Source organism: Aliirhizobium wenxiniae (genome assembly GCF_014201355.1).
GTDB lineage: Bacteria > Pseudomonadota > Alphaproteobacteria > Rhizobiales > Rhizobiaceae > Neorhizobium > Neorhizobium wenxiniae.
Map to the genome: position 1 here is coordinate 200,467 of NZ_JACHEG010000005.1, position 19,274 is coordinate 219,740.

Annotated in this window: 21 protein-coding genes; 14 read left to right on the forward strand and 7 right to left on the reverse strand. The window is 60.8% G+C overall.

Annotated elements, in window-relative coordinates; translation table 11 throughout:
* Positions 1 to 20: 20 nt before the first annotated feature.
* The 6 genes from HNQ72_RS20425 to hemC all read right to left on the reverse strand — a co-directional run bounded on the left by HNQ72_RS20425 (position 21) and on the right by hemC (position 6,017).
* A complete protein-coding gene (locus HNQ72_RS20425) occupies positions 21 to 806 on the reverse strand; it encodes a glutamine amidotransferase (protein WP_183994778.1) in 786 nt (261 codons plus the stop codon).
* Between the two features lie 3 nt (positions 807 to 809).
* Complete coding sequence (locus tag HNQ72_RS20430; RefSeq protein WP_183994780.1) at positions 810 to 1,292, reverse strand: tellurite resistance TerB family protein; 483 nt, start codon at positions 1,290 to 1,292, stop codon at positions 810 to 812.
* Between the two features lie 21 nt (positions 1,293 to 1,313).
* Entirely contained in the window at positions 1,314 to 2,933 is a 1,620-nt protein-coding gene (locus tag HNQ72_RS20435) for a heme biosynthesis protein HemY (protein WP_183994782.1), read from the reverse strand.
* Positions 2,934 to 2,947: 14 nt separating this feature from the next.
* Positions 2,948 to 4,282: a COG4223 family protein gene (locus HNQ72_RS20440; RefSeq protein ID WP_183994784.1), complete on the reverse strand. Its 1,335-nt coding sequence runs from the start codon at positions 4,280 to 4,282 to the stop codon at positions 2,948 to 2,950.
* A gap of 91 nt (positions 4,283 to 4,373) precedes the next feature.
* On the reverse strand, positions 4,374 to 5,084 hold the full coding sequence (locus tag HNQ72_RS20445; RefSeq protein WP_183994786.1) for a uroporphyrinogen-III synthase: 711 nt from the start codon (positions 5,082 to 5,084) through the stop codon (positions 4,374 to 4,376).
* 3 nt (positions 5,085 to 5,087) lie between these two features.
* Positions 5,088 to 6,017 (reverse strand): hydroxymethylbilane synthase, encoded by a 930-nt coding sequence (hemC, locus tag HNQ72_RS20450; RefSeq protein ID WP_183994788.1) that lies wholly within the window; start codon positions 6,015 to 6,017, stop codon positions 5,088 to 5,090.
* A 70-nt stretch (positions 6,018 to 6,087) separates the two neighbouring features.
* Between hemC and tsaD the strand changes: the two genes are divergently transcribed.
* The 6 genes from tsaD (at position 6,088) to HNQ72_RS20480 (ending at position 10,705) form a co-directional block, all read left to right on the forward strand.
* Positions 6,088 to 7,185, forward strand: coding sequence for a tRNA (adenosine(37)-N6)-threonylcarbamoyltransferase complex transferase subunit TsaD (gene tsaD, locus HNQ72_RS20455; protein WP_183994790.1), 1,098 nt, complete (start codon positions 6,088 to 6,090; stop codon positions 7,183 to 7,185).
* Positions 7,182 to 8,165 (forward strand): NAD(P)H-dependent glycerol-3-phosphate dehydrogenase, encoded by a 984-nt coding sequence (locus tag HNQ72_RS20460; RefSeq protein WP_183994792.1) that lies wholly within the window; start codon positions 7,182 to 7,184, stop codon positions 8,163 to 8,165. The genes tsaD and HNQ72_RS20460 overlap by 4 nt, the downstream gene beginning before the upstream one ends.
* Positions 8,166 to 8,190: 25 nt before the next feature.
* Positions 8,191 to 8,493 carry a YciI-like protein gene (locus HNQ72_RS20465; protein ID WP_183828417.1) on the forward strand — a complete coding sequence of 101 codons (303 nt, stop codon included), beginning with the start codon at positions 8,191 to 8,193 and terminating at the stop codon, positions 8,491 to 8,493.
* An 8-nt stretch (positions 8,494 to 8,501) separates the two neighbouring features.
* Positions 8,502 to 8,942 (forward strand): EVE domain-containing protein, encoded by a 441-nt coding sequence (locus HNQ72_RS20470; protein WP_148147846.1) that lies wholly within the window; start codon positions 8,502 to 8,504, stop codon positions 8,940 to 8,942.
* Positions 8,943 to 8,951: 9 nt separating this feature from the next.
* Positions 8,952 to 9,596, forward strand: coding sequence for a class I SAM-dependent methyltransferase (locus tag HNQ72_RS20475; RefSeq protein WP_183994794.1), 645 nt, complete (start codon positions 8,952 to 8,954; stop codon positions 9,594 to 9,596).
* A 725-nt stretch (positions 9,597 to 10,321) separates the two neighbouring features.
* A complete protein-coding gene (locus tag HNQ72_RS20480; protein WP_183994796.1) occupies positions 10,322 to 10,705 on the forward strand; it encodes an ester cyclase in 384 nt (127 codons plus the stop codon).
* Positions 10,706 to 10,728: 23 nt separating this feature from the next.
* Here HNQ72_RS20480 and HNQ72_RS20485 read toward each other — a convergent pair whose 3' ends face one another.
* Positions 10,729 to 11,211 (reverse strand): hypothetical protein, encoded by a 483-nt coding sequence (locus tag HNQ72_RS20485; RefSeq protein WP_183994798.1) that lies wholly within the window; start codon positions 11,209 to 11,211, stop codon positions 10,729 to 10,731.
* Between the two features lie 279 nt (positions 11,212 to 11,490).
* Here HNQ72_RS20485 and sdhC point away from each other — a divergent pair, with 279 nt between their 5' ends.
* From sdhC to sucC, 8 genes are all read left to right on the forward strand, one after another.
* Positions 11,491 to 11,880 carry a succinate dehydrogenase, cytochrome b556 subunit gene (gene sdhC, locus HNQ72_RS20490; protein WP_183994800.1) on the forward strand — a complete coding sequence of 130 codons (390 nt, stop codon included), beginning with the start codon at positions 11,491 to 11,493 and terminating at the stop codon, positions 11,878 to 11,880.
* A gap of 12 nt (positions 11,881 to 11,892) precedes the next feature.
* Positions 11,893 to 12,273 (forward strand): succinate dehydrogenase, hydrophobic membrane anchor protein, encoded by a 381-nt coding sequence (sdhD, locus tag HNQ72_RS20495; RefSeq protein WP_183994802.1) that lies wholly within the window; start codon positions 11,893 to 11,895, stop codon positions 12,271 to 12,273.
* Between the two features lie 6 nt (positions 12,274 to 12,279).
* Positions 12,280 to 14,124: a succinate dehydrogenase flavoprotein subunit gene (sdhA, locus tag HNQ72_RS20500; RefSeq protein WP_183994804.1), complete on the forward strand. Its 1,845-nt coding sequence runs from the start codon at positions 12,280 to 12,282 to the stop codon at positions 14,122 to 14,124.
* A gap of 18 nt (positions 14,125 to 14,142) precedes the next feature.
* Entirely contained in the window at positions 14,143 to 14,922 is a 780-nt protein-coding gene (locus HNQ72_RS20505) for a succinate dehydrogenase iron-sulfur subunit (protein WP_148148156.1), read from the forward strand.
* 216 nt (positions 14,923 to 15,138) lie between these two features.
* On the forward strand, positions 15,139 to 15,666 hold the full coding sequence (locus HNQ72_RS20510) for a protease inhibitor Inh/omp19 family protein (RefSeq protein WP_183994806.1): 528 nt from the start codon (positions 15,139 to 15,141) through the stop codon (positions 15,664 to 15,666).
* Positions 15,667 to 15,690: 24 nt separating this feature from the next.
* Positions 15,691 to 16,857 (forward strand): cell division protein ZapE, encoded by a 1,167-nt coding sequence (gene zapE / locus HNQ72_RS20515; protein ID WP_183994807.1) that lies wholly within the window; start codon positions 15,691 to 15,693, stop codon positions 16,855 to 16,857.
* Between the two features lie 175 nt (positions 16,858 to 17,032).
* Entirely contained in the window at positions 17,033 to 17,995 is a 963-nt protein-coding gene (mdh, locus tag HNQ72_RS20520) for a malate dehydrogenase (protein WP_183994809.1), read from the forward strand.
* A 68-nt stretch (positions 17,996 to 18,063) separates the two neighbouring features.
* The gene (sucC, locus tag HNQ72_RS20525) at positions 18,064 to 19,257 is read left to right on the forward strand and encodes an ADP-forming succinate--CoA ligase subunit beta (protein WP_092999534.1); all 1,194 of its coding nucleotides are present in this window, start codon (positions 18,064 to 18,066) and stop codon (positions 19,255 to 19,257) included.
* Positions 19,258 to 19,274: the final 17 nt, after the last annotated feature.

Consider the following 19,274-nt stretch of genomic DNA (forward strand, 5'->3'; position numbering starts at 1 on the left):
CCAGCGGAGCCTTTGCGGGCTCAGCTTTGCGCCACTTCCGTTGCCGGCATCGATGCGCCATATCGGAGCGGTGAGGCTGCCGTTGCGGCCTGTTTCTTCAGGAAAACCATGTCGAGGAATTCCGACAGCCAGGCTTTCAGCGGCGCGTCGAACATCATGCGGCCTTCGAGATGCTCGCTGCCCTGCTGGGCGTTGGGCATGGTGAAGCGCTCGGCGCCGTGGACGACCCAGCGCTGCATCATCGCGCGGGTCAGTTCCGCGTGGAACTGCACGCCCCAGGCATTGTCGCCGTAACGGATTGCCTGGTTGGGATAGGCGTCGCCTTCCGCCAGAAGTTTTACGCCGCGCGGGACATCGAAACCTTCGCGGTGAAAATGATAGACCATTTTCGGCCATTGCATCAGCAGGCGGCCGTGTTCGGTCGGACGAAGCGGATACCAGCCGATTTCGGTGATCTCGCCCTGTTTCGCACCTACCTTGCCGCCGAGGTGGCGCACCATCATCTGGGCGCCGAGGCAGATGCCGAGATAGGGCTTGTTCTCCTTCAAGGGCACACCGATCCAGTCGGTCTCCTGCTTGACGAACGGGTCGGGATCGTTGGCGCTCATCGGGCCGCCGAAAATGACGGCGCCGGAATGTCCCGCGAGTGTTTGCGGCAATGCTTCGCCCAGAACCGGCCGGCGGATATCGAGCGGAAAGCCCTTTTCAAGAAGCATCTGGCCAACGCGGCCGGACGACGAGCGCTCCTGATGGAGAACGACGAGAACGGGAAAGAAATCTGTCTTTCGCGGAGGCATTACGAGCATCAGTTAGTCCTTACTCTCCTCCGTATTTTCTTCGGCGCGGCGCACAGCGGCCTCTTGGCGCTGCAGCACACGATCCCGCGAAGAAATTCCGAGAAGGTCAGCGATCCTCCAAATCACATGATCCTCGATCTCGCTTCTCTGGCCATCGGCATAAACGATGTCCCAGAGAATGCCGAGAAGTTCGACGCGGTCGTCTTCATTGACGAGATGACGTCTTAGATCGGAAGTGAAACGGTAATAGTCAACCGCTTCATGGCCCGCTTCGTGGCCGGCCTCGATCAACGCCTTCAGCCTGTCCTCGCTGAGATCATACCGCTGGCGGATCAGTTCGCGGAACTTTTGCTGTTCCTTTTTGGAGATGGCACCATCCGCCTCCATGACTTGGAAACAGAGTGCAACGAAAGCAACCCGCGGGTCGTCCGGCGCGAATTCCTTGTCTTCATGAGATGTCAGAGTATGGAGAAAGGCCTGTATGCGGTCCAACATCGATAGGCCTTCTCCATCTTCCTAAAATAGCCGTAACCGCGTTTTGGTCGGGTCGGCGTTTTGATCCTTCACACCCGGATCATCCGGTGGTCGCCCGAAAAATGGAACCGGTTCGGCTTCACTTTCTTGCGTTTTAGCAGGCGCTGGTATGACTTTCTCCGGCTCTGTTGTCTTTGCTGCAACAGCAGGCTCGGCTGCCGGCTTTACCGGTTTCCTTTCGATGACGATTGTCGGCTCGGCGGGTTCGTCGCGTCTTGTCGTTTCTGCCGGTTGCCGGTCGGTGATAACGACTGGTGGAAGTGCGGCAATTGCTTCGTCCGCGGCACCCCTGCCTTCTACGATCGGGCCTTCCAGCTGGCTGAACGGCACTTTCCATTCGAAGGCGTCGAGCTTGCCGGTGACCGGTGAAACAGCGAGCCAGTTCTCCGAGACGAAGCCGTCAGCCACCCAGGCTGCATTGCGCGGTGCGCGAAGTGCCTGTTGCATCCAGTGGCGGATGCGGCCCTGATCTCCCGTTTCGGCTTCCTCGATATCGGCCAGCAGTAGGTAGACCCGCTCGCCCGGTTCAACACGGGCCGCAGCTTCCGCCCTTGCCCGGGCCTTGGCAAAATCCTGAGCATCAAGCGCTGCCTGCGAAACGGCGAGAAGCGACTCGATATTGTTCGGACGCATGGCCTCCAGTTTTTCGGCACGTTTCAACCGGTCAAGCGTACTGTCGCCACTGCGGGCGCGGATATAGGTGCGGGCGATATCCGGATGCGGCGAAAGCTTCCACACGCCTTCCAGCACCGATGCGGCCTTTTTGACGTTTTCCTGCCGCAGCAGCGCCTTGGCACAGATGATGGCGGCGGGGACGAGATCCTTGGCCAGTTTCAGCGCATCGGTGGAATCTTCGCGGGCGCCGCTCGGGTCGCTTTCCAGCCGCTCGCCGGCGCGGGCCGTCAGCAGAACTGCTCTCAGGCGGTCGGCTTCGTACCTGCTGATGATATTGGCGGCACGCTGCTGCGCCAGTGTTTCCAAAGCCTCGTCCCAGCGGCCGGATTGGCTCTGGGATTCCAGCGTCGCCTGGGATGCCCAGGGCAGGTAGGGTGCGTGTTCTACGGCCTTTTCGGCATATTGCCGGGCCGCTTCGTTGGCACCGAGGCGGCGCGCTTCCATGTAGAGTCCGCGCAGGCCGAGTTCGCGTGTCTCGGGATCATTCGACATGCTCTCGAACTTGGCGCGGGCGTCGTCGTATTTGCCTTCGATGAGGGCGGCCTGCGCATCGAGAAGGTGGATCAGGGGTTCCTGATCGGCACTGAGCAGGCTGCGGGTACGGATGCTCATCTTGCGGGCAAGAAGCGCGTTGCCCGCGCCGGCCGCGATCAGGCCGGTCGACAGTGCCTGATAACCACGGTCACGCTTGCGAGCGCGAAAATAACGGCGGACCGAATAGGGCGAGGTCCAAATGATGCCGATGATCCACCAGAGAAGCATGACGGCGCCGATCAGCGCGACCACCAGCGTGGCTGCAACCATAAGGCTCGTTTCGATCAGGTGGTCCTGCCAGGTGATGGAGAGCAGGCCGGGACGATCGGCAAGCCAGGCGAAGCTCCAGCCGAGACCGAGAACGACGAGAAGGAAAATGAAAAGTCTGACCATTCCGTTTTTCGTCCTCAGCCTTGAGTGCCGGTAATCGCACGGGTCAACGCACCGCCAACGAGATTTTCAACCTCTATGCGGGCATCGAGTTCCTGCTTGAACGACTGGGATGCCGTCTTGGCAGCGTCGGGAAGCGTGTCCCATTCGCGGGCGGCAGCGGCAAAATCGCCGGAGCGAAGCCGGTCCTCGAAACGCGCGACGATATCTTCGGGCGTGTTGCCGGTGACGTCGCCGACCTTGCGGACCTTCACGACCGACAGGGCAGATGAATAGAGCCGCGCGGCCAAGCCCTGATCAGGATCAGGCTGGGCGACCGCTTCGACCATGCTGTCCGCGACGCCCGAGACCTGGCGTTGAAGCTCAATGCGCGACAGGACGCCCTTGGCGGCAAACGGCTGGAGGTTTGCAATTGCAGGATCGTCGCTGGCGACGGTCTGGTAGGTCTGCAGTTCGGCCTCGAACGAGCCGCCGCGATCGACCGCGCTCTTCAGGGCTGCTGCGGCCACGGCGCGCGCTGCCTGCTGCTCGGGGCCCTTGTCGGCGATCTGGGCTTCCGCCTGCTGCAGGCGACCGGCCAGTTGGGTCGACGTTGCTGCAGCCGCTGCGTTTGCCGATTTCAGGCTGGTGAGCTCTGCTTCGAGGGCTGCGATTTTCTGATCCGTATCGGCCGATCCGCTACCACCCGTCGAGGCGCTGCTTTCGAGCGCTGCTAGACGGCTTGTAATATCGGCCGATGGTTCCGTCGGCCGGTTGGCCAGAGTGGCGATTTCCTGGCGAAGCGAGGCGATCTCTGCGGAAACGTCACTGTCGCTCGTTGAAGACGAGGATGCGCCACCCGGCAGCAGACCGGCATATTGCATGCTGCCAGCCAGAAGCAGGGCGACGATGCCGCCGAAAATGCCGGATGCAACGAGCGTCGAGGTTGCGGGTTTGGATGTCACCGGGGCTGTATTCCTGGTCGAATAGTCTTCAGTTCTGGGCGTTGGTCGGAAGGGGGCCGGTTCTTCTTCCTTGGTTTTTTCTTCCGCAGGCTCGGCAGATGCCGTGACCGGCTCGGGATCCGGTTCGTCGAAGCGTGGCGTTTCCGGCGTTACAGCTTCCGGCTCGGCCTTTGTTTCGGTCACTACCGCTTCCGTTTCCGGCACTTCTTTCTCCGATATTGGCGTGGCGTCCGGAATATCCGAGGTTACCGGTGTCTCGGTCGGATCGTTCTCACGCGCATCGATGACATCATCGCTATCATTGGCGCGGACGGGCTCAGCCACTGCGGCGGTTTCCTCCGCCGTCAGGTCGATCGTGACCGGTTCCTTGTTCGGTTTGGACCGGCGCGGTGGTTTTTCGGATACCATCTCGACCTCTTTTCTGCATGCGTTCACTAAAACCTAGTCGGTGCCCCCGGTTAAGGAAAGGGGCGTTGCCGGAATTTGGATCAGGCGCAGGTTAAAGAAGCGCGAACAGGGCGTTTTCGTCCGGGCTTTCGGCGACCCTGACACGGGGACGAAATGCCGCGGGCACGGCATCGGCGGTGCGGGTGCTGATACAGAGGAAAGCGGTTTCGGGAAGAGAGACTGCGTGTTGCTCTGCGATCTCGAAAAATCGGAGGGTGTTTTCCCGCGAGTAGAGTAGCACGGCATGAGGTGGGTGGGCGCGCAGCCGTTCGTCAATTTCCTCCGGTCGATAATCGACCGGGATCATTTCGTAGATTTCCGCCACCCGGACTGGCAGGCCCAGTTCTTCGAGCCGGAGTTCAAGCGATCCGGCACGTGGTTTGCCGGCGAGATAGAGGAGCGGCAAATCCGGCTGATCGAATTTCGAAGCGATGAGATCGGCCAATCCTGCTCCATCGCCTGAGCCGATATGAATGTTGCGGAAACCTGCCGACCTTGCTGCCGCCGCGGTTTTCTCGCCGACGGCGAAGAGCGTCGTTCTGTCGTCGATCCCGGCATCGGAGCCGATCTCGGCCAGTGCCCGCAATGTTTCGGCGCTGGTGACGATCAGCGCCGAATGGGGGGAGGCCAGAGCGTCCGCCGCAAGCTGATGGTGATGCATCGCGTTGCTGAGCGGCAGAAGCACCGGGTCATGCTCCATGCGCTTCAGCCGCTCGGCCGTTTTTGCGGCCGAAATTTCCGGTCGGGTGACGACGACCCGCAAGGGTCAGCTCCAGCTTTCGAAGAAGCCGGGGCCGGCTGCGGCACGGACGGCTTCGCCGGCGCGCAGGCCGAGTGCCTCGGCATCCGAGCGCTTGCCCTCGACTTCGATTGAGTGCTCGCGCCGACCGTCGGGTGTCAGGATCAGGCCGGAGAATTTCAGGTGATCTCCGTCACAGATCGCGAAACCGCCGATCGGCGTACGACAGGAACCATCGAGCGCGGCCAGGAAGGCGCGTTCACAGGTTACGGCGTCATAGGTCGGGTGATCGTTGATCGGGGCGATGAGAGCGTCCGTGCGCGGATCACCGATACGGCTTTCCACGCAGATCGCGCCCTGAGCGGGAGCGGGCGGAAAATCGGTCGGGTCGAGAAGTTCGGTCACGACCTCTTCCATGGACAGCCGTTTCAGGCCGGCAAAGGCGAGCAGGGTCGCATCGACCGTGCCTTCATCCAGCTTGCGCAGGCGCGTGCCGACCGAGCCGCGGAAGATCGTCACCTGGATATCCGGGCGAAGACGGCGGATGAGCGCCTGACGCCTGAGCGAGGCGGTGCCGACGATCGCGCCATCCGGCAGGGCCTTCAGGGTCGATGCGGTGCGGCCGATGAAGGCGTCGCGAAAATCCTCGCGCGGCAGGTAGGCCGCGATATGCAGGCCTTCCGGCAATTTCGTCGGCATGTCCTTCGACGAATGCACGGCGATATCCAGCTCGCCGGAGGACAGCTGTTCCTCGAGTTCCTGGGTGAACAGGCCCTTGCCGCCGATCTCGGAGAGCGAGCGGTCGGTGATGCGGTCGCCGGTGGTCGACAGCACGACGATCTCGAACATCTCTTCCGGCAAGCCATGGGCCGCCATCAGCCGTGACCGCGTTTCGTGGGCCTGGGCCAACGCCAGCGGGCTGCCGCGCGTGCCGATCCGGAAAGGTTTTGTTTGCATCCGTCTCATTCCGTTGTTACCGGAAGCTCTCGTAAACCGGATCATCCGGCATCGCAATGAACAAGGGCCAATGACCTCATATCTGCGCATCCTCGGCATTGAAACAAGCTGCGACGAGACCGCCGCTGCGGTCGTCGCACGCCACGAGGACGGGCGCGGCGAGATTTTGTCCGACGTGGTCCTGTCGCAGCTCGACGAACACTCGGCCTATGGCGGTGTCGTGCCGGAAATCGCGGCGCGTGCGCATGTCGAGGCTCTGGACGAACTGGTCGAGGAAGCGCTGCGCCGTGCAAACGTGACGCTCGATGATGTCGATGCGATTGCCGCGACTTCCGGCCCCGGCCTGATCGGCGGATTGCTGGTCGGCCTGATGACGGCGAAGGCGATCGCCCGCGTCTCGGGCAAGCCGCTTCTGGCGATCAATCATCTCGAAGGCCATGCGCTGACGGCGCGGATGACGGACGGGCTTTCCTTTCCCTATCTGATGCTGCTCGTCTCCGGCGGCCACACGCAGCTGATCCTGATCCGCGGCGTTGGCCAATATGAGCGCTGGGGCACGACGATCGACGATGCGCTGGGCGAGGCTTTCGACAAGACGGCCAAGTTGCTCGGCCTGCCTTATCCGGGTGGGCCGGCTGTCGAGAAGGCCGCGCTTTCCGGCAATCCGGACCGGTTCTCGCTGCCGCGTCCGCTGGTGGGTGAAGCGCGGCTCGATTTTTCCTTCTCCGGTCTGAAGACCGCCGTGCGGCAGGCTGCGACCGAGATTGCGCCGCTGAGCGAGCAGGATGTCGCCGATATCTGCGCCTCGTTCCAGAAGGCGGTGTCGCGCACGCTTCGTGATCGCATCGGCCGTGGGCTTGCCCGTTTCCGCGAGGAATTTGCCGGTCTTGAAACCGAACCGGCGCTGGTCGTTGCCGGTGGCGTTGCCGCCAATCAGGAAATCCGCCGTACCCTGCAGGCGCTTTGCCTCGAACACGGGTTCCGCTTCATCGCGCCACCGCTGCGCCTCTGCACGGACAACGCCGCGATGATCGCCTGGGCGGGGCTGGAGCGGATGGCGGAAGAGTTTCCGGCCGATGATCTCAATGTGGCGCCGCGTTCGCGCTGGCCGCTGGACAAGGATGCCAAGACTTTGTTGGGATCCGGCAAACGGGGGGCGAAGGCATGAGCCAAGAACGGATCGCTGTGATCGGCGCCGGTGCATTCGGGACGGCGCTTGCTACGGTTTTTGCGCTTGAAGGGCGTCATCCGGTGACCCTTGTCGGACGTCAGCCGAACCTGATGGCCGATCTGCGCGACGACCGCATGCATGATACGGCGCTGCCCGGCGTGCCCTTGCCGGATGCACTGCAGTTTTCTGCCGAGCCGGATGCGGTGGCAGAAGCGAATGTCGTGCTTTTCGCCATGCCGTCTCGGGCGCAGCTCGATGCGGCGCGTCATTATGGGCCTTATCTTTCGGACGGTGCTTCCGTCGTCATCTGCGCCAAGGGGCTTGACCGGGCCGAACGGTTGCTGACCGATGTTATCTCGGCGGAATTACCGAAGACGCCTTTGGCGGTGCTTTCGGGGCCGGGCTTTGCCTCCGATATCGCGCGCGGCCTGCCGACGGCGATGTCGCTCGGCGCGCAGGACCCGGTGCTGGCGGAACGGCTTGCGCAGGTTCTCTCCAGTCGCAGTTTCCGGCTTTACGCCTCGTCAGATGTGATCGGCGTGCAGCTTGGCGGGGCGCTCAAGAACGTGCTGGCGATTGCCTGCGGCATCGTCGAGGGCGCGGGGCTTGGCGAATCTGCCCGTGCGGCGCTGATTTCGCGGGGCCTGGCCGAGATGTCGCGACTGGTCGAGGCGATGGGCGGCAACGCGGATACGGTGCGGGGCCTGTCCGGCCTCGGCGACCTCGTGCTGACCGGTACCAGCCATCAGTCACGCAATCTGAGTTTCGGCATTTCGATCGGGAAGGGTGAGCCGGCGCAGACCGTCGGTGGGCCACTGGTCGAAGGGGCGTTTGCGGCCTCGGTCGCGGCCCGGCTCGGTCGGAAATTTTCGGTCGATCTGCCGATTACGGATGCAGTCGCAGCCATTATCGACGGACGTCTCGATGTGATGACCGCGATGGAACAGCTCATGACCCGGCCGATCAAGGCCGAGTAGTCCATTTAAAACTCAGGAGACCCCAATGCTGTTTGCCTTTCTCTGCACCGACAAGCCCGGCCACCTGCAGGTTCGCATGGACACCCGTCCGGCGCATGTGGAACATCTGAACAAGCTCAATGCCGAAGGCACGCTGAAGTTTGCCGGCCCGTTTCTCGATGACGACAGCAAGCCGAATGGCAGCCTTGTCGTGGTCGAGGCTGCCGATATCGCGGCAGCCCGGACGATTGCGGAAGCAGACCCCTATTACCTTGCCGGCCTGTTCGAGAAGGTCGACGTGAAGCCGTGGAACTGGGTGTTCAACAACCCGGCCAACGAGCAGAAGTGAGGCAATAGATGGCCTATTGGCTTTACAAGTCCGAGCCGAATGTCTGGTCCTGGGAGCAGCAGAAAGCCAAGGGCGAGGTCGGCGAGGAATGGACCGGCGTGCGCAACTATCTGGCGCGCAACAACATGCGGGCTATGAAGATCGGCGACAAGGGCTTCTTCTACCACTCGAACGAGGGGCTGGAGATTGTCGGGATCGTCGAGGTCTGCGCGCTGTCGCATCCGGACAGTTCTGCCAAGGGCGATCCGAAATGGGATTGCGTCGATATTCGCGCCGTCACGGACATGCCGAAGCCGGTTACGCTGAAGGACGTCAAGGCCAACCCGAAATTCGAGAAGATGGCGCTCGTCACGTCCATGCGGCTTTCGGTGCAGCCGGTGACGGAAGAGGAATATTTCGAGATTTGCCGTCTCGGCGGTCTCGACAATCCTCCCAAATCGCCTGCCTGAGTTTGCAATGTGAAGACCGATCCGAAGGCCTTCATCCTCGGAAATACCGATCTCATGCGGCCGCCGCATGTGCCGGAGATCCAGCTTCATCTGGCAACCGAGGCGCATGATCTCTGGCTGAAGACCGAAGAGGATCTGGAGGCGATCGGCCTGCCGCCGCCGTTCTGGGCCTTTGCCTGGGCGGGAGGGCAGGGGCTTGCGCGCTATGTTCTCGACAATCCCGAAACGGTAGCCGGCAAACGGGTTCTGGATTTCGCCAGCGGCTCCGGACTGGTGGCGATCGCGGCGAAATTGGCCGGGGCTGCGGATGTGCTGGCGGCTGATATCGATCCGTGGACGCAGACGGCGGTGAAGCTGAATGCTGCCGAGAACCGGGTAGAGATCGGTTTTACTGCCGAGAACCAGATCGGCCGGGAGGTCGATGTCGAGGTCGTGCTGGCCGGGGATGTCTTCTACGACCGGGATTTCGCGGCGGCGTTGGTGCCGTGGTTCACGCAGCTTGCGGATCAAGGCAAGGTGGTTCTGGTCGGCGATCCGGGCAGAAGTTATCTGCCGAAGGAGCGGCTGGAGAAGCTTGCTGTCTACGAGGTGCCGGTGACGCGGGCGCTGGAGGATAGCGAGGTCAAGAAGACGACGGTCTGGCGGTTCGGGTAGGCGCGCGTTTTCCAACCGCTAGCCTTTCCCCTCACCCAGAGCGCAGCAAGCTGCGATCCACCTCTCCCTGCACGCGGGCAAGGGGACGTGCCTCACTCGATGTTTGATGAAAGCGGAAAGGTTGCGGTTTGCTTCCTTTTCCCTGTCATTACTCGGAAAAGTGCCGGCAGGCGGATGAGGGGCTTTTTCCCCGCACACATCAATCCCACCCCGCGCAACACCGTTGCCGTGGTTGTCAAAGATCATTCCGGAGAAGCGCACGCATATGCGGGACCTCTGGAAAAGTAAGTATTGTGGCTCCGCATATGCGTGGCCTTCGGCGTTTTCTCGGGACTTCCGGTCCCTACGGGTGATCTTCTCGCCTCGCTGCACATCGGCTTCCGCGGATGCTTGGACGGCTCAACCGAACCCGGCATGGCTGCCAGGGGGAGGCTTGATAGGGAGAGAGTTGCCGCTCTCCCATGCGTTTCACCCCTTCCGCCCTTGCCGCACGTTACGGATCAGACGAAAGCGCCGGCTCCCGCCTGCCCGCGAACGTCTCGCGCAACACTCCGGCGACGGAAGCAGGCGGATTGTAGGCATGGTGCGTGAGGGTGGGGATGACAAAAGGTGTAAGTCATTGATCCGACGGGACCCAGCCTCGGTATTATCCCCACTTTCGGAACAGCCTGGCCGGTCGAGGCGTTTTTGCCACCTCAACGACGGAGCCGGAGGAATCGACAGGGATGCAGGATCTCGAGCAGATTTACCGCAGTTACATTGACTGCCTGAACCGGCAGGACTGGTTGCGGCTCGAGGATTTCGTTGCGGCCGATGTCGTCCATAACGATCGAAGATTTGGACTGGACGGTTATCGCCGGATGCTGGAAAGCGATTTTCGCGCCATTCCCGATCTCTATTTCAAGATCGATCTTCTGGTCGTCGATACGCAGAAAGTGGCGAGCCGACTGGTCTTCGATTGCACGCCGGTCGGGCAGTTGTTCGGCCTGCCCGTTAATGGTCGGCGGGTGCGATTTTCCGAGAACGTCTTTTACCTGTTCTCCGAGGGGCGGATCGTGCAGGTCTGGTCGATCATCGATACAGGCGTGATCGAGGTGCAATTGGCCTGAAGCGGTGCGGGGTTTGCGGGTGCTCAGCGGTCCCCGCGGATGACGCAGACGCCCATTTCGTAACTGCAGCCGTTGACCGGCCTGAAGCTGCCGTCGGCGAGTTCCTGCGTCACCGTGATGATCTTTGCCTTCGGTGCGGGATAGGAGAGGGTCGGGCGTGAGGGCTCCGATGCATATTGGCCCACATATATTTCCCGATATCCGTTGCTGTAGATGATCGATGTGCCGGAAACAGTGGCGTAGGAACCTAGCTGCTGTATGGACCCCGTGTCGAAGCGGCTGCTGCGTGTCGATGAAACGACCCGGCTGGCACCGCCGAGGCGCTGGTCGGAAAACAGCTTCAACTCGCCGCGTCGACCATGATGACCGTGACCGTAATGATGTCCCCGATAGCCGTTTTGGCTGCTGTTGAAATCCGGGGAAGGACCGCGCGCCGTGGCGATGGAAGCGGAGGCGCTGACAAGTGCAACCGCAAAAAGGACAGGTTTCATACGATCCGCTATCATGGCGAACTCCGAGATCATGGTTAACCAGATGTTAACACGATCTCTTCGCAAGCGCACGGGTAGTGGTCAAATCTTTGGAATCGATGGTTAACCTGTTGCGGCGATTTGTCCGATGCTTTCCCCCTTGCAATTCCCAATCGATTAAATTCGCGCCACGTCGGAATTGGCCTTGTCGTCAGGGAATTCCAAGACTAAACCACGCCGATGATGCAATGCACATTTTCTCGGCATGGTGCATTGCCGGGCGCCCGGCCCGTTTGACGACGCCGCGAGGTAATGATGGCGAATATAACGAATAATCGGCCTCTGTCGCCGCATCTGCAAATCTACAAGCCAATCCCCACAATGGTCATGTCGATCGTCCACCGCATCACCGGTGGCGCTCTGGCGGCCGGCACGATCCTGCTCGCCTGGTGGCTGATCGCCGCCGCATCCGGCAAGCCCTATTTCGACTGGGTCAGCTGGCTGTTCGGTACCTGGATCGGTCTGCTGGTCCTGTTCGGCTATACCTGGGCTCTGATCCACCACATGCTCGGCGGTCTTCGCCATTTCGTGTGGGACATGGGGCATGGTTTTGAGAAACATTTCGCGACCAAGGTCGCGCTGATCATGCCTGTCGTTTCGATCTGTCTGACCGTGCTGGTCTGGATCATCGGCCTGGCCATCTGAGGAGGAAACATCATGGATATGCGTACTCCCCTCGGCAAGGTTCGTGGTCTCGGATCAGCAAAGGACGGCACCGAACATTTCTGGATGCAGCGGATGTCGGCTGTGGCTCTGGTGCCGCTCGCCATCTTCTTCATCATTTTCCTGATCCGCTATGCTGGCGCTCCTTACGAGGATGTCGTCCGCGCGCTGTCGAACCCGATCATTGCCGTGCTGTTCGGCCTGATGATCATTGCCGGTCTCGTGCACATGCGCATCGGCGTTCAGGAAATCATCGTCGACTACGTGCATCACGAAGGCATCAAGTTCCTGGCCGTGATGCTCAATACATTTTTTGCAATGCTGATCGGTGGCCTCTGTCTCTTCGCCGTTCTGAAAATTGCGTTCGTAGGATAATCCATCATGGCATCCGTCACTCCTATAGCCCAGAACGGCAAAGCGTATAATTATGTCGACCATTCCTACGACGTGATCGTCGTAGGTGCCGGTGGCGCCGGTCTCCGCGCCACGCTCGGCATGGCCGAGCAGGGTTTCAAGACCGCCTGCATCACCAAGGTTTTCCCAACCCGCTCGCACACCGTCGCGGCGCAGGGCGGCATTGCCGCCTCGCTGCAGAACATGACGCCGGACAGCTGGCAGTGGCACCTCTATGACACCGTCAAGGGTTCTGACTGGCTCGGCGATGTCGACGCCATGCAGTACATGGTCATGGAAGCGCCGAAGGCCGTTTACGAACTCGAGCACTATGGTGTTCCTTTCTCGCGTAACGAGGAAGGCAAGATCTACCAGCGCCCGTTCGGTGGCCACATGCAGAACTTTGGCGCCGGCCCGCCGGTACAGCGCACCTGCGCTGCCGCCGACCGTACCGGCCACGCCATCCTGCACACGCTTTACGGCCAGTCGCTGCGCAACAACGCGGAATTCTTCATCGAATATTTCGCCCTCGACCTGATCATGTCGGACGATGGCAGCCGTTGCGAAGGCGTCGTCGCCTGGAACCTCGATGACGGCACGATCCATCGCTTTGCCGCCAAGATGGTGGTTCTGGCGACCGGCGGTTACGGCCGCGCCTATTTCTCGGCAACCTCTGCCCATACCTGCACCGGCGACGGTGGCGGCATGGTGGCGCGCGCCGGTCTTCCGCTGCAGGACATGGAATTCGTCCAGTTCCACCCGACCGGCATCTACGGCTCCGGCTGTCTGATCACCGAAGGCGCACGCGGCGAAGGTGGTTACCTGGTGAATTCCGAGGGCGAACGCTTCATGGAGCGTTACGCACCTTCGGCCAAGGACCTTGCCTCGCGCGACGTCGTTTCGCGCTGCATGACGATGGAAATCCGTGAAGGCCGCGGCGTCGGCAAGAACAAGGACCACATCTTCCTGCATCTCGACCATCTGGATCCGGCCGTTCTGCATGAACGCCTCCCGGGCATTTCGGAATCGGCGAAGATCTTTGCCGGTGTCGACGTGACCCGCGAGCCGATCCCGGTTCTGCCGACGGTTCACTATAATATGGGCGGCATTCCGACCAACTATTGGGGTGAAGTGCTCAATGCCGATAGCAGCAATCCGGAGCGGATCATTCCGGGCCTGATGGCTGTGGGTGAAGCGGGCTGCGCCTCGGTTCACGGCGCAAACCGCCTCGGCTCCAACTCGCTGATCGACCTTGTGGTCTTCGGCCGTGCCGCCGCGATCCGCGCCGGTCAGGTCATCGACCGCGAAGGCGCCATCCCGGCGCTCAACGTTGCCGCCTGCGACAAGATCATGGACCGTTTCGACGGTCTGCGTCATGCCAAGGGTGCGACGCCGACTGCCGTGCTGCGCGACAAGATGCAGCGCACAATGCAGGACGATGCCGCGGTGTTCCGTACGCAGGAATCGCTGGAATCGGGCTGCAAGCGCATGTCGGAAATCTGGAGCGAGCTGCCGGACGTCAAGGTCACCGACCGTTCGATGATCTGGAACTCGGATCTGGTCGAGACGCTGGAACTGCATAACCTGATGGCCAATGCGATCACCACCGTCTATGGCGCCGAGGCCCGCAAGGAAAGCCGCGGTTCGCACGCCCGCGAAGACTTCACGGAAGGCGCATTCGCCGGCCGCGACGACGTCAACTGGCGCAAGCACACGCTTGCCTGGGTCAACGAGAAGGGCGACGTCAAGCTCGATTACCGTCCGGTCCATACGGACCTGATCGCCGAAGGCATCGATCCCTACAAGATCGAGCCCAAGGCTCGCGTGTATTGATCCGGAGGGAATTGGACCATGGTTGAACTCGCTCTCCCCAAAAACTCGCAGATGTCCGAAGGCAAGGTCTGGCCGAAGCCGGAAGGCGCCACGAACGTTCGCGAATACCGCATCTATCGCTGGAGCCCGGATGACGGCAAGAACCCGAGCATCGACACGTTTTATGTCGATCTCGACGATTGCGGCCCGATGGTGCTCGACGGTCTTCTCTATATCAAGAACAAGATCGACCCGACGCTGACACTGCGCCGCTCCTGTCGCGAAGGCATTTGCGGTTCCTGCGCGATGAATATCGACGGCACGAACACACTGGCATGCACCAAGGGCATGGACGACATTTCCGGCACGGTTAAGGTCTATCCTCTGCCGCATATGCCGGTGGTGAAGGATCTCGTTCCGGACCTCAACAACTTCTACGCCCAGCATCGCTCGATCGAGCCGTGGCTGAAGACGGTGTCGCCGACGCCGGCGAAGGAATGGAAGCAGAGCCATGAGGATCGCCTCAAGCTCGACGGTCTTTACGAGTGCATCCTGTGCGCCTGCTGCTCGACGTCCTGTCCGAGCTATTGGTGGAACGGCGACCGTTATCTCGGTCCGGCAGTTCTGCTGCAGGCCTATCGCTGGCTGATCGACAGCCGCGATGAAGCCAAGGGTGAACGCCTCGACAATCTCGAGGATCCCTTCCGGCTCTATCGCTGCCACACGATCATGAACTGCGCCCAGGCTTGCCCGAAGGGTCTGAACCCGGCCAAGGCGATCGCCGAAATCAAGAAGATGATGGTCGAGCGCCGCGTCTAGTCGAAAAACATCAACTGAGGCCGTGGCGTGATCGTCGCGGCCTCAGGCTTATCAGCGACTGCCCGGCAAGCACGCCGAATTGAACGTGCAGATGGTCGCGATTGTGCCGGATTGGCCGGATACCCTTGATTAACCAAGTGCGTTTACGATATTCCCGGCCAAACTGTCGTGCCCAAGTTGTAGGGCAGTGTGAAATAATCCGGACAGGAGTTTTTGATGCAGTTCAAATATGTGGCAACAGGTCTGGTACTGACCATCGCGCTGGCCGGCTGCCAGCGGACATCCTACAGCCCTTATAGTGATCTGCCTTCGCAGCCCGCTCCACTTCAGGCCCAGCCCGTCCAGGGCGTTCAGGGCGGCCAGCTTCCGCCTCCGGGCGGCGCCTCGCAATATCCTTCCGCACCTCAGGGCGGTCAGAACATGGCCATGGCTAACCCGAACGCGGCCGCTCCTGCCAGCGCGCTCGACGTCACCAAGGAGCAGATGGTCGGCAACTGGCGCGTTTCCAACGGCGGTGCGTCCTGCGACATGTTCCTGACGCTGACCAATTTGGGCAGCGGTTCACGCGGCGGTACCCGCGGCTGCTCCGGCGAGCTGACGACCATGGGTTCCTGGGAAGTTTCCGGCAAGATGGTCCAGTTCAAGAACCGTGCAGGCGACGTGATCGGCCGTGTCTACAAGAGCGCCGACAACCGCTTCGACGGCACGACGAATTCGGGCCAGCAGGTCAGCCTGAGCCGCTAATACTGACATAAGGGGCGTCCCTCGGTGGAACCCATTCCAGAATATACGTCGAGCGTCTGCGAAGAGCTCAAGGCGCTGGCGGCGTCCGGTGTGCTGACACCGGATGCAGCCCAGATGGAGGTTGCAGCAAAGCTCGACCGTGTGCTCGTTGCGCTGCGTGAAGCAAAACCTGCGAAAAAATCGAGTGCGCTTGGCTGGCTGTTTGCCCGGCGCGGCAATGGCCATGCTGAAAAGGTGCGTGGTCTTTACGTCTATGGCAGTGTCGGCCGCGGCAAGACCATGATCATGGACATGTTCTTCAAGAAAGCGCCCACGCAGAAAAAGCGTCGGGCGCATTTTCATGAGTTCATGGCCGACGTGCATAACCGCATCCACGAACAGCGGCAGAAGCTGAAGCGGGGCGAGACGAAGCAGGCCGACCCGGTGCCGCCGGTTGCTGCCGCGCTTTATGCGGAAGCCGAGCTTTTATGCTTCGATGAATTCTCCGTGACCGACATCACCGATGCGATGATCCTGGCGCGGCTCTTTACCGAGTTGTTCGATCTCGGCTGCGTGCTGGTCGCGACCTCCAATGTTGCCCCGGAAAATCTCTACAAGGATGGGCTCAATCGCGGCCTGTTTACGCCGTTTATCGGGCTGCTCGGTCACCATGTCGATGTCGTGACGCTGGATAGCCCGACCGATTACCGAATGCAGAAGAATGCCAATCTGCCAGTCTATCTGACGCCGCTCGATGGGCGTGCGGATGCGGCGATGGAGGCTGCATGGCATCAGGTCACCGATGGCGACAAGGCCGAGCCGGTCGAATTGCCGATGAAGGGGCGCAGCATCCATGTGCCGGCGGCCGTCGGACGAGCTGCGCGTTTCTCCTTCTCTGATCTGTGCGAAAAGCCGCTCGGTGCATCCGACTATCTGGCAATCGCCGCGCGGTTCGACGTGGTCTTCGTTGATCACGTGCCGCAGCTTGGCGCGGAAAAGCGCAATGAAGTGAAGCGCTTCATCAATCTTGTCGATGCGCTCTACGATCATTCCGTCCGGCTGTTCATTTCGGCCGCAGCCACGCCCGATGCGCTTCTGACGGAGCGGAGAGGGACGGAAGGTTTCGAATTCGACCGCACGGTTTCGCGACTTTTCGAGATGAGAAGTGCGGAATATCTGTTGCTCCATAATGAGAAGCGGCAGCAAGTCTGACATATTTATGGCAGAAATTCTTACGTTTACGTAACTCAAATCATATCTAACCGATTGAAAAATATAGTCTCAAAATAATCGTTTGCCATTTTTGGCAGATGAGGCTATCCGTGCTGCCGCAAGATGAGCCTGCGCTAACTTGCCGCAGGTCAGGATTTGAAGAGGAAGCATTTCCATGTCGCGTAAGAAGATTGCACTTATTGGTTCGGGCATGATCGGTGGCACGCTGGCGCATCTTGCCAGCCTGAAGGAGCTGGGCGACGTCGTCCTCTTCGACATCGCCGACGGCATCCCGCAGGGTAAGGGTCTCGACATCGCTCAGTCCGGTCCGGTTGAAGGTTTCAATGCGAAGCTGACCGGCGCCAGCGACTATGCTGCGATCGAAGGTGCCGACGTCTGCATCGTTACCGCCGGTGTCGCCCGCAAGCCGGGCATGAGCCGCGACGACCTGATCGGTATCAACCTCAAGGTCATGGAACAGGTCGGCGCAGGCATCAAGAAATATGCTCCGAACGCTTTCGTCATCTGCATCACCAACCCGCTCGACGCGATGGTATGGGCGCTGCAGAAGTTCTCCGGCCTGCCGAAGAACAAGGTCGTCGGCATGGCCGGCGTGCTGGACTCGGCTCGCTTCCGTCTCTTCCTCGCTGAAGAATTCAACGTTTCGGTTCAGGACGTCACTGCATTCGTTCTCGGCGGCCATGGCGACACGATGGTGCCGCTCGCCCGTTACTCGACGGTTGCCGGCGTTCCGCTTACCGATCTCGTCAAGATGGGCTGGACCACCCAGGAAAAGCTCGACCAGATCATCCAGCGCACCCGTGACGGCGGCGCAGAGATCGTCGGCCTCCTGAAGACCGGCTCTGCCTATTACGCTCCGGCTGCTTCGGCGATCGAAATGGCTGAATCCTACCTCAAGGACAAGAAGCGCGTTCTTCCTGTCGCTGCTCACCTCTCCGGCCAGTACGGCGTCAAGGACATGTATGTCGGCGTTCCGGTCGTTCTCGGTGCCGGCGGTGTCGAGCGCATCGTCGAAGTCGAATTCAACAAGGACGAAGAAGCCGCCTTCCAGAAGTCGGTCGGCGCTGTTGCCGGTCTCTGCGAAGCCTGCATCGCCCTCGTTCCTTTGCTGAAGTAATCAGCTTCCAAAAAGTTCGGCGCTGGCTTTTGCCAGCGCTCACGTCATTCAAATAGGGATCAAGCCCCATGAATATCCATGAATATCAGGCCAAGGCTCTCTTGAAGGGTTACGGCGCACCGGTTGCCGAAGGCGTCGCGATCCTCAAGGTCGAAGAAGCCGAAGCTGCTGCCAAGCAGCTCCCAGGCCCGCTCTACGTCGTCAAGAGCCAGATCCATGCCGGCGGTCGCGGCAAGGGCAAGTTCAAGGAACTTGGACCCGATGCCAAGGGCGGCGTTCGCCTGGCCAAGTCGATCGAGGAAGTCGTGGCTCACGCCAAGGACATGCTCGGCAACACGCTGGTAACCGCGCAGACCGGCGAAGCCGGCAAGCAGGTCAACCGCCTCTACATCGAAGACGGTGCAGACATCGACCGCGAACTTTACTGCTCGCTGCTGGTCGACCGTTCCGTTGGTCAGGTTGCTTTCGTCGTTTCGACCGAAGGCGGCATGGACATCGAAGCCGTTGCCCACGACACGCCTGAGAAGATCCACACGATCGCCATCGACCCGGAAACCGGTGTGACGGCTGACGACGTTGCCAAGATCTCCAAGGCTCTGGAACTCTCGGGCGCAGCTGCCGAAGACGCAAAGTCGCTGTTCCCGGCGCTCTATAAGGCGTTCGGCGAAAAGGACATGGCTCTTCTCGAAGTCAACCCGCTGATCGTCATGAAGGACGGCCATCTGCGCGTTCTCGACGCCAAGATGTCCTTCGACGGCAACGCGCTGTTCCGTCACGACGACGTCAAGGCGCTGCGCGACGAGACCGAGGAAGACTCCAAGGAAATCGAAGCTTCCAAGTGGGACCTCGCTTACGTTGCCCTCGACGGTAACATTGGCTGCATGGTCAACGGTGCCGGTCTCGCCATGGCGACGATGGACATCATCAAGCTGTACGGCAAAGAGCCGGCTAACTTCTGCGACGTCGGCGGTGGCGCCGGCAAGGAGAAGGTGGCTGCAGCCTTCAAGATCATCACTGCCGACCCGAAGGTCGAAGGTATTCTGGTCAACATCTTCGGCGGCATCATGCGTTGTGACGTCATCGCCGAAGGCGTTGTCGCTGCCGTGCAGGAAGTTGGCCTGAAGGTTCCGCTCGTCGTTCGCCTCGAAGGCACCAATGTCGAGCTCGGCAAGAAGATCCTCAACGAATCCGGCCTTGCGATCACGGCTGCTGACGATCTGGACGATGCCGCCAAGAAGATCGTTGCGGCGATCAAAGCCTAATCTGAGGAACCTGATAC